This is a genomic window from Moraxella canis (assembly GCF_002014965.1).
GTDB lineage: Bacteria > Pseudomonadota > Gammaproteobacteria > Pseudomonadales > Moraxellaceae > Moraxella > Moraxella canis.
In genome coordinates, this window is sequence record NZ_MUXT01000006.1 from 40,811 (window position 1) to 53,964 (window position 13,154).

The window sequence follows — 13,154 nt, forward strand, 5'->3', positions numbered from 1 at the left end:
AACTTGACAATGAAAAGGATAAGCCCATGTTTGAACATGTGACCCCCTATGCAGGCGACCCGATTTTGGGTTTGATGGATAAATATGCCCAAGACCCACGCACTGACATCAAAGTCAATCTTGGCGTGGGCGTGTACTATACCGAAGATGGCAAATTGCCTGTGCTTGAGTGCGTGAAGACCGCCGAATCTCAAATCGTCAATCCGCCGCGTCCCCGTGGATACCTGCCGATGGATGGTTTGCCTGGTTATCGTCAGGCGTGCCAAGACTTATTATTTGGTAAAAACCACCCAGCAGTTGTCGAAGGTCGTGTGGCGACCATCGCAACCTTGGGCGGTTCTGGCGCGCTCAAAGTTGGCGCTGACTTTATCCACGAGTGGTTCCCTGATGCCAAGTGCTATGTGTCGGATCCAACTTGGGCAAACCACATCGGTATCTTTGAAGGTGCGGGCATCGAAGTGGCAAAATATCCTTACTATGATCCTGCCACGATCGGCGTAAAATTTGATGAGCTGTGCGAGTTTTTCAAAACCCTGAATGAAAATGATGTGGTGCTACTCCACCCATGCTGCCACAACCCAACTGGCGTGGATTTGACTCGTTCTCAGTGGGATGTGTTATTACAAATTGTCAAAGATCAAAAGCTGATCCCATTCATGGACATTGCTTATCAAGGCTTTGGCGATGATATGGATGATGATGCGTACGCCATCCGCCGTGCGGTAGAGATGGGCTTGACGGTGTTTGTGTCCAATTCATTCTCAAAAAATTTATCTTTGTATGGAGAGCGCGTCGGCGGTCTGTCTGTGGTCTCACCAACCAAACAAGAAGCTGATGTGGTGCTGGGTCAATTAAAATTCACCGTTCGCCGCATCTACTCAAGCCCACCTGCGCATGGTAATTATGTCGTGGATACCGTCATGAATGATGATGCGCTATTTAGACTGTGGGTGGGTGAGGTGTATGAGATGCGTGATCGCATCCGCGAAATGCGCGAAAAGCTTCAGGCTGCCTTGAGCGCTAAGCTGCCAGAGCGTGATTTTAGCTACTTTACCAAACAGCGCGGTATGTTCAGCTTCACTGGTCTGACCAAAGAACAAGTGATTCGTCTGCGTGAAGAATTTGCGGTATATATGGTTGAAAATGGTCGTATGTGTGTGGCAGGTCTGAATAATGCCAATGTAGAGTACGTCGCCAATGCCATGGCAGAAGTGCTGAGATAAGTTGTATTATCCAAAAAACACCAAATCATGAAGGTTTGGTGTTTTTTTTTAATTTAGTTTATGAATGGATAATAAACTGTTCCACGTGAAACGATCAAACAGAATATTAAGATAAAACGCCGCCCATCGGCAGCGTTTTACACGTTTGCAAATCTTCTTAGGCTTGGCTGCGTAGATACTGAGTCAGCAGGGCGACAGGGCGACCTGAAGCACTGGCGGTGCTGCCACTTTTCCAAGCAGTACCGGCAATATCAAGGTGCGCCCATGCTTGACCTTCTTTGATGAATCTTTTTAAGAAACAGGCTGCGGTCACAGAGCCTGCTTCACGCCCCCCGATATTTTGAACATCGGCGACTTTTGAATTCAGCTGCTCATTATACGTCTCATCCAAAGGCATGTGCCACACCAAATCCCCGGTGTATTCGCTGGCTGCTTCTAAGGCAAATAAAGTGTCTTCATCGTTACTATACATGCCTGAGCGGACACTGCCAAGTGCAATCACACAAGCACCTGTCAATGTGGCAGTGTCAATGATGACGCGCGCATCATAGTGCTCTTGGACATAGCACAGTGCATCACACAGCACCAAACGCCCTTCGGCATCAGTATTTAAGATCTCAACAGTCGTACCATTCATGGCGGTTACGACATCACCAGGGCGAGAAGCGCGTGCCGATGGCATATTTTCGGCGCAAGCAAGCACCGCCACCAAATCAATCTCAAGTCCAGCTTCGGCAACTGCACGAACAGTCCCTAAGATGGATGCTGCACCGCCCATATCAAATTTCATCTCTTCCATGCCAGCAGCAGGTTTCAAAGAGATGCCACCACTGTCAAAGGTCAAGCCCTTGCCAACCAAAGCAAATGGGCGCTCAAGCTTGGATTTCTTGGTGTTTTTGCTGGATTTGCCATAATACTCGATGACGGCGAGTTTGCCTTCTGCATCTGAGCCTTGTGATACGGCGAGAAAACATCCCATACCAAGCTTTTGCATGTCTTTTTCGCCAAGTACGCTGACTGAGATGGTGTCTTCGTAATCTTTGGCGAGCTGCTTTGCTTTTTGGGCAAGTTCGCTTGGATTCAGCAAATTTGGCGCTTCATTGGCGACATCGCGCGCGGTAGTCATACCAGCCGCTGTTGCCTTGGCGAAAGTTAAGGCATTGTCGTAGTCGTCTTGAGCGTCTTTATTGCTGATGATGATCACTTCTTCGAGCAAGTCGGCATCTTTTGGCTTGGCTTTATGATGCTCAAAACGATATCCTGCGCCAATCAAAGCGGTAACAAATTGGGTAAAGTGAATTTGGCAAATGGTATCGCCCCATAAAATTGCCGCGGCTGGGGTATTTTTGATGGCTGTATAGGCAGCTTGAGCAGCTTTGGCGATATTGTCAGCCAATTTATCCAATTTACCAATACCAACCACGGTGACCACAGGAAAATCCTTATCATGGATGGCATAATCAGTCACGCTATCGCCCATGCCGCCCTTGAAGTGACTGTGTTTGATCAAATCAGCGGCGCGCGATAGATATTCTGCATCGCCCAAATTGCCCAAAATTTGACCTTGATCATCAGCAAATACCACGATGGTGGGTAGGGATTTATTTTTTGTGGCTTTTTTGAGCGACAGTGCGTCTTTGACACTGATATGAAATGTGTGTGCTGGCATATCTTTTCCTTATTATATTGAGTGAATGAGTGAAGCTAACTGTCAGGTGATCCACGCACCATATCAGCTCCCAAACTTAGTGTAGCATAAATGAAGGCATGAAAAAATCAAATTTGCTTCATCTGATCAAATTGTGATCAAATTCAAGCGGTCAGCTAAGCTTGGCTGCTGCAAAACTTGGCAACAAAATAAACTGAGCAAACCGCTTAAAACCGCCATGAATTTTTGCTATTATAAGCTATTTGCCACTTAATTTTTGGAAATCAAGCTTTGTGATTTTACGTCGCTATATCACCACACAAGTCGCTTCAACCACTGCCTTGGTTTTGGGTTTTTTGGTGGTCATGCTGCTTGGTGGTCGTCTGATTCGCTATTTTGGGATGGCGGCAGAAGGTGGGCTCAATGTCGGCGTACTGTTTCGTCTGATTGGCTATAATTTGCCTTATTTTCTTGAGCTGATTTTGCCATTGTCTTTTTTTATTGGTTTGATGTTGGTGTTCGGGCGACTGTATGCAGATCATGAGATGGCGGTCATGAATGCCAGTGGCATCAGCCGAGGGCGAGTGGCGCGCCTACTCATTCCGCTGGTGGCGGTGCTGATGTGTGTTGAGGGCTGGGTTTCTATGGTGGCTAAGCCCTGGGGCATGGAGCGCGCTACCAATATCTGGCAAGAGCAGTCGGTGGCTCAGGTTTTTGATTTACTTCGCCCCCAAGAGTTCATCAGTAGTGGTGATTATCATCTATATGTAGGCGAGATGGGCGCCAATCGTGAATTTTTAAAAGATGTCATCATCATTCAGATGAATCCTGCCCAAACAAATAGCGCTAAGCCAAGCCAGACCGCTCAAAGAGATTCCATCATTTTTGCCAAATCTGCCACACATGTTGAGAATGCCAATGGGCAAATTCAGCTAGACTTGCAACAAGGTCGACGCTATGAAGTGGATCCGACCAGCCGCCAGTACAGTCAACTTGGCTTTGAGCGCTATCGCATTACCTTATCGGCAGAGCGCCCCGAAGGTACCAATCACATGCGTATCGAAGGCGTGAGTACCGCTGAGCTTTTGTCAATCATTCAAGGTCGCTCCAAGCGTGATAATCCGCAAGAAGCATATGCCGAGCTTGGTTATCGTCTGAGCATGCCTTGGCTGATCTTATTGGCGATCTTATTGGCGACTCCTTTATCTTATGTGCGACCGCGTCAAGGCAGATGGTACAAATTGGTGCCAGCGATTTTGATTTATGTTGCAGGCGTGCTTGTGGTGATTTCTTTAAAAGATACCATCATCAAAGGCAAATTCCCACCAGTGATCTATGCCGCTGCTCTGCTGATGATGATGGCGGTGGCAATGTATCTGAATTATCATGGGCGAGTGATGGCGCGTCTTCGTCTTGAGCGTCAAGGTGGAGATGTGGCATGAAATCGTGGATTTTACCAAAATATGTCATCCGCTCGGCGCTGCTTGCTATGACGGGCGCCGTGGTGGGCTTATGGCTTTTACAGATGATATTTGCCTATTTGGCTGAGCTTGATAATATCAGTGAGACCTATACGCTGACTGATGCGCTGCTGTTCATTTTGTATCGCTCACCTTATTTTTTGGTGCAATTTATCCCCACTGGTGCGCTCTTGGGTGCGGTCATTGGGCTTGGGCTGCTTGCCAATCACAGCGAACTGATCGTGATGCGAGCTGCAGGCATGAGCATCTATCGCATCATCAGCTGGGCGATGCTGCCTGCGGTCATTTTTGTTGTGATCTCACTGGGCGTGAATCAATTTGTGCTGCCTGCCGCCAATCAGCACGCTGCCGCCATCCGAGCAGATACCATTTATGATAAGCTCATCACCATTAATGGCTATTGGTCAGTGAATAACGATGGCGGTAATCAAGATGTGGTGTATATCAGCTATGCCGATAATGAAGGCAGGCTTGGGGAGGTTAAGCGTTATCAGCTCAAAGACGGTCAGCTGATCGCTGCACTCAAAGCACAGACAGGCATCTATCAGGGGCAGCCAAAAGGCGCTGCATCACGCACAGATGACGCGCATTATACTTGGCAATTATCAGGCATTCATGAAGTTACCATTGATGCTGAGCGAGTACGGCAGCAGCATACCGACAGTCGGCAGCTGACCTTGCCGATTGCACCGACTGATGTGCATTTATTGACCAAAGAGCCTGAAGATCTGTCGCTCAGCGATTTGTATGCGCACAAGCAGCTCATGACCCACCAAGGCACGCGCTCACTGCGTCATGAATTGGCATTTTGGCAAAAGCTGCTTTCGCCTTTTGCGGTGCTGTCGCTGGTGTTGGTGGCATCATCCTTTGTCTTTGGTTCGCTGCGCTCCCAAGGCTTGGGGCTGCGCGTGGTCTTGGCGCTTTTGACGGGACTTTTGTTCAGTTATTTGACCGATTTGGCGGGTTTTGTGGCTTTGGCGACTGGGCTATCGCCACTGTTGATGGCACTGGTGCCGATTGTGCTATCGGCTGTGGCGGGCATCTATCTACTGAATCGTAAATCAAGCTAAGCTGCTCACTATCAATTAAAGATCTGTAAAAAGTCATTATCAGCACAAAAACTTAACTAAACCTTGAAACAGCCAAGCTTTAGGTTAAGCGGTGGCGCTTGGCGGTGGTCATGCAGGTCTGATAACGCTTATCAACGCGCGTGGCAAACCAGTTGGTATCAAAGTCTTGGCTCAGCTTAGGTCCTGAAATCACGACCTTAGGCATGATGGCATAAGCAGGCGTGCGCCCAAATTTATCGGTAAACATCTCACCGACCGCACGATAAGTCGCCGTCTGTTCAAAGGCGCTTGTTTTTTCTTTTTTAAAGTCAGCGCGGATTTGGCGAGCGCTCACAGGCTTGGCGGCATTGGTAAGTAAGCGAATGGCAGCCGCTTCTGTATCAGAGGTTTTGCTTAGTGGGCTGCCATCTTTATACAGTAGTAAATCTCCATCAATCGCTAAGGTGTCGCCGCTCAAAGTGGCAATCCGCTGCTGAAAGGCGGCATTTCGGCTTGAATACACCCCCGAATTATAATCAGCAAAGCGATACAAAGGCTTATCATACTCCGCGCGATACATCATCAGCCGATGTATGCCATAGTATAAGCCGCCATAGCGTGTGTACAGATCGGCGCGCAGATCACGATCGCTCATGCTCGCACGGCGATGCGCTCGCGCATAGTCGATGTGCACTTGCATAGAGCCTAAAGTGGTCACAGGATTGATGCGTTCATCAATGCCTTGACCTGACAGCCTGGTGATGTTGGTCAAGGGCGAGACTTTATAAGTTTTGGCAAAATAATCAAAAATCTCTCGGTAAAGCTCATCGAGCTGCTTTTCGGTTTTGACAGCTTTGATTTGTTTGATGAAATTATTTTCAGGTGTCGGGCGCGTCTCAAGCATGGTGCGAAAAACGCTCGCCATATTTTTGCCAAGCTTGTCTTCTAGCTTATCATCAATCGCTTTTAGGGCGGCATTACCTAGATTGGGCACGCTTGGGTCGGCATGAAAATTGGATTCTTGGTCGATCACAGCGATGGCGGTGCAGATGTTTTGGGTGGTCTTGGGTAAGGACAAATCATCAAAAATATCGCTGATATCAGCTGCCCACAGCTTGGCGTTTTTGACGCGTTTGGGGATCAGCTTGGTAATTTGGGCGTCACTGAGCGTCGGCTTGTCTTGGGTGATGGTCTGCTTGACCGCATCACAGCCTGACAAAATCACAGCGCACAACAAAACACTGGCAGGATACATTTTACGCATCTGATCTACATTCCAAACGATTTACTCAAGAAACCATAAAGACGGTGGGGCGGATAATGCTCAAAAAGGCAACATCGCTAAAGGCAGCTTATAGTAATTCTACAGCTGATTTTCGTCAAGCGCTGACACAAAAATACAGTAACCCAATAATATAAAAAACATACCATCAGGCTTTATATCCTTAATTGACCTCAGCAATCTGGGGTGAATTTGGGGATATTTGGCGTACTGCTCGCCTCTACAAGGTCTAACCGTAATTGGTCATTCCAAGCTTCTTGTGTGATTAAGTGCTTTTTAATGATATTCAATGAGCCATTGACATCCGCATTGACTTTTTTACCACTGGCGGTTTTAAATAGTCCACGATGGACACGACAACCTGCATAATTGTCATGTTTTTGGATGGCTTCATTGTCAAAGAATGAGCATTTACTGGTGTAGCTTTCTTCTTGATATATCACCTCAACGCCAACATTATGAGCTTTATACATCACCTGCTTAATAAAATTGGTGAATGGGATTGCTACAAAGTTCTGATTGTTCCGCTTACCGATGTTAATGTCTTGTTTCCACCCAATATTCTTACCAATCACTAAGGTATCAATATTGTTGGCAACTAAATAATTCACAACATGGCGACTTGATTTGTGCAGATAATCAGCGATTTTGTTTTTACGGACGAGCCCTAATTGTTGTTTTCTTGCTTTACTGGTCTTTTGTCCAGTATCAAGCTTAGAATCCTCCACAGCTTTATGCTTATTATAAAACTGGTTGATAGACTTAAGCGGACGACCATTGACAATCATAGGTGTTGCGACATTGCTTGTCAATGTGGCAAGGTTATTTAACCCGACATCCAAACCAGCAATACGACCAGCTTTATCTTTTGGTTTTGGAATTTCATGCTCATACCCAATCTCAACAGTAATATGATTGCCTTTTGGTACTAGGCGCACAAAAGCGACCTGCTTTTTAATAAGCTTGGTTTTGATGTAAAAATTCAACCCTGATAACTTGATAAACCCTGGTTTTTTAAAAGACAATGCGCCTTTTTCATAATGCACAACTTGACGACCTTTGGTTTTATCAAGATATTTTGGGAGTTTGGCATTAATCTTTGGATGTTGTTGTTTGGTTTTTAGCAGACCAAAGAATGAGCGGTAGGCTTGGTCAACCAACTGTTGGGTATGTTTAGCCACTTTTGCAGGCAAAGCGATATAATCAGCTTGCCTGTCATGGGTAAATTGTTTGTTGACCTTGGCATATTCCAAGAAGCTCCCATCAGCAAAGAACTGTTGTCTGACCGCATATAAGGTGGCGTTATACAGATTCTTGCTTAAAAAGGTGACTTCGTCCAATACTGAGAACTTGGGATGTGTGTGCTTAATGATATGCCTTTCAATTTGATACTCTTTTTTGATGCGTGGTTTTGTTGGTCCTACAAGCTCTTGCATAGGACCGACAAAGTCAGATTTAGGTCTTTTTGCCAAGAAATATTTAATTTTGGGAACCTTAGGCTGTTTTACTTGCTTGTCAGATTTACTCATCTTGGATGCTATCTTTGATGGTTTTTCTTAAACCATACATCTTACCGCTGAAAGAATGAATGATGGATATGATATCTTCAGCCAATTCTTCCGATAGGCTTTTATCCATAATCTCATCAGACACAATGATGATTTGAGTTTGGTGATGCTCACAGATGGCTTGCAAATAATTGAAACCAAAGCGGGTCAGACGGTCTTTATCATTGATAAAAATTCTGTCAACTTGGTCATCTTGCACCAGTTTAATTAGGCTGAGTAGACCAGGTCTGCTATCATTTAAACCTGAACCGAGATCAGTGATGGTTTTTAAATTCTTGGGATTTTTACTGATAGCAAAGCTTTGGATGTTCTCTATTTGTCTTTGGAGGTCACCGCGTGTCTTTTGTTTATGTGTCGATACTCGAGCGTAGATAACATCCATACGCTCATCTTGATCTACTAAGTAACCAATCGCACGCAAATACTCAATTAAGCTTTGCTTGGGGATGTAGCGTCGTCCCGTCTTAGACCAAACAACATCCAAGCGACCGTCCTGAGTCATATTCTGGACGATACGCCAAGAAGTTGGCAAACTTCTTTAGGCTTGTAAAGCTCTTTATTGAGTTGGCTGACGCTAATCATGGGGTATATGGGGTATATAATGTATAAAACATTGTATTTATGTAATGTTTTATACATTATTTGAGTTCTGTTGTCAACACCATCGCGCAAGAAGTTTGCGCCAATTTTGATAAAAACGACTTTGGCGCATACGTTCAAGCAATGCTTAAGTCAATTTAGCTATTGGTAAAGATGCTTGGATCATCATGCAGGCGCATCAAGCCTTCTTGCTGAGCTGAAGCGATGAGCTTACCATCTTGCCAAAATTGACCGTGATTGAGTCCTTTGGCGTGACTGGTGGTGTCGCTCCACATGTCATACAGTAGATATTCGGTGATATCAAACGGACGATGAAAGTGCATGGAGTGATCAATACTTGCCATCTGTAAGCCGCGCGTCATAAAGCTCAAACCATGGCTCATCAGACCCGTTCCTGCCAAATAATAATCGGACACAAACGCAAGCAGAGCTTGATGAATGGCAACTGGCTGCTCGCCGATGTCATTAACGCGCACCCAACTGGCTTGGCGCGGACGCTGAGGCTCAGGCGCCACTGGATCTCTGGGCATGATGGGGCGAATCTCAACATGGCGTGGACGCATATAGCGTGCTCTGAGCGGCTCTGGGATCTTATGCAGATATTGGGTTTTGAGTTCTTGTTCGGTTTTGACACTCGTTGGCGGCGGATATTCGGGCATGGACTCTTGATAATCCAGACCGCCTTCCATCGGCGAGAATGAAGCAATCATCGAAAAAATCACCTGCTCACTGGTGGTGTCTTTGCCGTCTTTGTCGGTGGTTGGCACATATTGCACTGCGATGACTTCTCGGGCTGATAGGCTGCGACCATCACGCAGGCGTCGCACCTGATAGACGATTGGTAGACGAATATCACCGCCGCGCAAAAAATATCCATGTAGGCTATGACAAGGCTTATCAATGGTCAATGTATTGGCAGCAGCCATCAGGGCTTGGGCGAGCACTTGCCCACCAAAAACCCTAGGTCCGACATAGTCATAGCTAGGTCCTTCATAGACATTGTCGGCAATTTCTTTGAGTTTTAGTGTATCTAATAAATCTGCGATGTCGGCATGCGTCGCTTCAGGCGGCAAGGCATAACGGTCAAGAGAGTATTTCATAATCCGCTCAAAACATAGTCGTAAAGCGATGCTAAGACACAAATAGCTTGGCTGATCACATGGCAAATCATCAAGGTCGTCAAGCCAAGCCCAAAAGGCTGCATCGCCTTGGTGTAAATTTCAAAATGCTAAAATTATACCACTTTTTTATCAATTTTTTAGGCAAAAAACCCAAACAATGTTAGAATAAAAATTCACTTCTTTGTATTGATGGATTTATGCGAAAACTTGTAAATTTGCTCAAGAAAGCCAGCAGCCAACCCGACCAAAGCCCGACAGCTCATCCACAAAAAGACAGCCCAGTCCGCATGCCAAGCCCATATCGCCGGGCTTCAGCCAAAGGATTGTCGCTTGCAGTCAAGCCAACCTTGATCGGTGAAGTGCCAACGCTTGATGATGGCGTGCCCACCTTTTATGTGATCCGCGCTTATTCACGCTCGAACAGTTTGTTGGTTGGGATGCAGACAGATGCGCTTGGCTTGCCTTCGGCGCTTGCAGAAGTCGATACCAAAGACATCCACGAAACTTCAGCGATGATTTTTTTAAAGGATCGCCGCACAGAAGCTGCCAATGGATATGTGCCGCGCCTTGAAAGGCTGATCCAAGCATGCCTTGAAAATCCTGAACTAAAAATCAATCTTGTGCCTGTCACGATCCTATGGGGGCGTGCGCCGGATAAAGAAGAGTCTTTATTTCGCTTGCTGATGGCAGATGAATGGGAGTCGCCTTCTAAAGCCAAGCAGCTATTTAATATTGGCGTGATGGGGCGAGATACCTTTGTGCGTTTTTCAGAGCCTAAGGATCTACAAGTCTTGATTAATGAAGCTAAAGATGAGTCACCAGATCGCATCACGCCAACCATCGCCGCGCGCCTACAGGGCTATTTAGATAAGCAGCGCACCAGTATCGTCGGACCTGATTTGTCCGATAAGCGTAATGTGGCAGGCGCGATCTTATCATCGCCTGAAGTGATGCGTGCTATTGAAAAACAAGCGGCAGAAACTGGCAAGCCCATCGCCGCCGTCAAAGCCGAAGCCCAAGGCTATCTGAGCGAGATTGCAAGCAATTATTCTCATTCGGTGGTGCGCTTTTTTGATCATTTTTTAACTTGGCTGTGGACACGGCTGTATGACGGCGTTGAGGTACGCCACTTTGAGCGAGTGCGTGCGCTTGCGCCAGATTATCAGATTGTTTATGTGCCGTGCCATCGCAGCCATGTGGATTATTTGCTGCTGTCTTATGTGATTTATAAGCGAGGGTTACGCATTCCGCATGTGGCAGCCGGTGAGAATTTAAACATTCCAGTGCTTGGCGATCTATTAAGAAGCGGTGGGGCGTTTTTTATGCGCCGCAGCTTCAAGGGTAATGCGCTTTATAGTACCGTATTTAAAGAATATGTACACAGCCTCATGCAGCGTCAGGCTCCGATTGAGTATTTTATCGAAGGGGGGCGCTCGCGCACAGGTCGCCTGCTACCCCCTAAGCTTGGTATGCTTGCGATGACAGTGAACAGCTATTTGCGTGAGCCTGCCAAGCCGGTCGTGTTCATCCCAACTTATATCAGCTATGAGCGCATTATGGAAGGCGCCACATATGTCGGTGAACTCAAAGGCAAACCCAAAGAAAGCGAAAATTTATTAGGTCTACTAAAAACTGCACGTAAGATTGAGCGGATCTTTGGGACGGTGCATTTGGCGTTTGGTGATCCTTTGTATTTGACCGATTTCATGGCGAAATTTAATGTCAATCCTACCGACGCCAGTGATGACAATGTCAAAAACACGCACGCCATGGTACAAAACTTAGGCGTCAAGGTGATGCAAAACATCAATAAAGCCGCCGTGGTCAATCCTGTTTCGCTGCTTGCGCTTGCGCTCCTATCAACGCCAAACGCCGCGCTAGATGAAGCGCAATGCCTTGAGCAGATCCGCCTGTATCAGCATATCGCCCAAGCGCTGCCATATGACGCGGACACCCATGTGACCGATATGACGCCAAGGCAGATTTTGGACTATGGCGTGCAGCTTAAGCTCATCGAGCGCACGCCGCACATCTTGGGCGACATGATCCGTGTGGCGGATAAGCAAGCACCGCTTTTGTCCTATTTTAGAAATAATATTTTGCATGTGTTTATCATTGCAAGCTTTTTGGCGGCGCTTGTCCAAAGAAATGGTCGAATTCATCGTGATAGACTCGATGGGATCACCGAGCTTTTGTATCCATTTTTACAAAGCGAGCTGTTCTTAAAAATGGCGCTTAGAAATATCGCCGATCATGTGCATCAGGTGCTCAATCTGCTGATCGAACAAGGCGTGATTGTGGACTTGGGGCAAGGTGTGGTCGGTAGCCCTGAGGGCAATTCCCAAGCCTATCAAAAGCTCATCGTGCTAGCAAGCCCCGCGCAGCAAAGTCTTGAGCGTTATTTTATGGCGCTGACACTGCTGTCTAAGCAAGGCTCAGAGCGCTTGACGACCGAGCAAGTGGTCAATCTGTGCTATGTCGTCGGTCAGCGGGTATCAGTGCTACACGCTGACGACTTGCCAGATATGTTTGATAAGGCGTTATTTACAAGTTTTATTGATACTTTGGTGCGAGTCGGTTATGTCAGCATCGATACAGACACAACCCTATTATCCTTTGATGAGCGCATTGATCGTATTGCAGAGTTTGCAAAATTTGTGCTGCAGCCAGATGTGATGCAGGTGCTGACGCATACCGCAAGCCTTTCTGATGATGAGCTTAGCCTAGCCATGGCAAGCATGGAGAAAAAAAGGAAGTTTGGGCGGGGGTAAAAAAATAAGATAAGCTTATAAATTAGGCTTGAAAATTCAGATAGAATCACTTACAATCGATATACAGTATTTTAGCCAACTTGTTGAAATAAATTCACTAAGTTGCGCCTTAAGGAAATTATTATCATGAATAAAATTTTAATTGTTGGACACAAAGAGTCCCATTATCAAGCCTTGGATAAAATACTGCAAGGCTGCGGCATGGCACCTGCCCTACTTTCTCATACACATCAATTGAGTCCATTACAAATTACCGATAAGTTGCTACGTGTATCAAAGCCGGCTGAGACTCAAAAACAGATCGCTCCCTCTGCTGAGTCAAAGCCTAAAAAAAATCGTCACCACGCCCATCGCGCCCCAAGTCAGCTTCTTGAACCCAAAACCTCTCAGTCAGAGGTCTTAAACCCTTAT

Annotated in this window: 9 protein-coding genes; 4 read left to right on the forward strand and 5 right to left on the reverse strand. The window is 46.4% G+C overall.

What is annotated here, in order from left to right; all coding sequences use genetic code 11:
• Positions 1–26 precede the first annotated feature (26 nt).
• A complete protein-coding gene (locus tag B0180_RS05250) occupies positions 27–1,223 on the forward strand; it encodes an amino acid aminotransferase (RefSeq protein ID WP_078255988.1) in 1,197 nt (398 codons plus the stop codon).
• A 157-nt stretch (positions 1,224–1,380) separates the two neighbouring features.
• On the opposite strand, the gene B0180_RS05255 is transcribed toward B0180_RS05250, so the two are convergent.
• Positions 1,381–2,892 carry a leucyl aminopeptidase gene (locus tag B0180_RS05255; protein ID WP_078255989.1) on the reverse strand — a complete coding sequence of 504 codons (1,512 nt, stop codon included), beginning with the start codon at positions 2,890–2,892 and terminating at the stop codon, positions 1,381–1,383.
• Positions 2,893–3,113: 221 nt separating this feature from the next.
• Here B0180_RS05255 and lptF point away from each other — a divergent pair, with 221 nt between their 5' ends.
• Positions 3,114–4,313 carry an LPS export ABC transporter permease LptF gene (lptF, locus tag B0180_RS05260; RefSeq protein WP_078255990.1) on the forward strand — a complete coding sequence of 400 codons (1,200 nt, stop codon included), beginning with the start codon at positions 3,114–3,116 and terminating at the stop codon, positions 4,311–4,313.
• On the forward strand, positions 4,310–5,422 hold the full coding sequence (gene lptG / locus B0180_RS05265) for an LPS export ABC transporter permease LptG (RefSeq protein WP_078255991.1): 1,113 nt from the start codon (positions 4,310–4,312) through the stop codon (positions 5,420–5,422). The genes lptF and lptG overlap by 4 nt, the downstream gene beginning before the upstream one ends.
• Positions 5,423–5,501: 79 nt before the next feature.
• Here the strand turns inward: lptG and B0180_RS05270 are convergent, their stop codons facing one another.
• The 4 genes from B0180_RS05270 to B0180_RS05285 all read right to left on the reverse strand — a co-directional run bounded on the left by B0180_RS05270 (position 5,502) and on the right by B0180_RS05285 (position 9,951).
• A complete protein-coding gene (locus B0180_RS05270) occupies positions 5,502–6,665 on the reverse strand; it encodes a DUF1615 domain-containing protein (protein ID WP_078255992.1) in 1,164 nt (387 codons plus the stop codon).
• Between the two features lie 191 nt (positions 6,666–6,856).
• Complete coding sequence (locus B0180_RS05275) at positions 6,857–8,212, reverse strand: RNA-guided endonuclease InsQ/TnpB family protein (RefSeq protein ID WP_078255993.1); 1,356 nt, start codon at positions 8,210–8,212, stop codon at positions 6,857–6,859.
• On the reverse strand, positions 8,205–8,783 hold the full coding sequence (locus B0180_RS05280) for an IS607 family transposase (protein WP_143821278.1): 579 nt from the start codon (positions 8,781–8,783) through the stop codon (positions 8,205–8,207). Before B0180_RS05280 ends, B0180_RS05275 begins: the two co-directional genes overlap by 8 nt.
• A gap of 205 nt (positions 8,784–8,988) precedes the next feature.
• Positions 8,989–9,951 carry an acyl-CoA thioesterase gene (locus tag B0180_RS05285; RefSeq protein WP_078255995.1) on the reverse strand — a complete coding sequence of 321 codons (963 nt, stop codon included), beginning with the start codon at positions 9,949–9,951 and terminating at the stop codon, positions 8,989–8,991.
• A 218-nt stretch (positions 9,952–10,169) separates the two neighbouring features.
• Here B0180_RS05285 and plsB point away from each other — a divergent pair, with 218 nt between their 5' ends.
• Positions 10,170–12,743, forward strand: coding sequence for a glycerol-3-phosphate 1-O-acyltransferase PlsB (gene plsB, locus B0180_RS05290; RefSeq protein ID WP_078255996.1), 2,574 nt, complete (start codon positions 10,170–10,172; stop codon positions 12,741–12,743).
• The last annotated feature ends 411 nt before the right edge of the window (positions 12,744–13,154 follow it).

Bases quoted from the DNA above. Each gene is read 5' to 3' on its own strand.
- B0180_RS05250 (WP_078255988.1), top strand. From the start codon at position 27: ATGTTTGAACATGTGACCCCCTATGCAGGCGACCCGATTTTGGGTTTG.
- B0180_RS05255 (WP_078255989.1), bottom strand. From the start codon at position 2,892: ATGCCAGCACACACATTTCATATCAGTGTCAAAGACGCACTGTCGCTC.
- lptG (WP_078255991.1), top strand. From the start codon at position 4,310: ATGAAATCGTGGATTTTACCAAAATATGTCATCCGCTCGGCGCTGCTT.
- B0180_RS05270 (WP_078255992.1), bottom strand. From the start codon at position 6,665: ATGCGTAAAATGTATCCTGCCAGTGTTTTGTTGTGCGCTGTGATTTTG.
- B0180_RS05275 (WP_078255993.1), bottom strand. From the start codon at position 8,212: ATGAGTAAATCTGACAAGCAAGTAAAACAGCCTAAGGTTCCCAAAATT.
- B0180_RS05285 (WP_078255995.1), bottom strand. From the start codon at position 9,951: ATGAAATACTCTCTTGACCGTTATGCCTTGCCGCCTGAAGCGACGCAT.
- plsB (WP_078255996.1), top strand. From the start codon at position 10,170: ATGCGAAAACTTGTAAATTTGCTCAAGAAAGCCAGCAGCCAACCCGAC.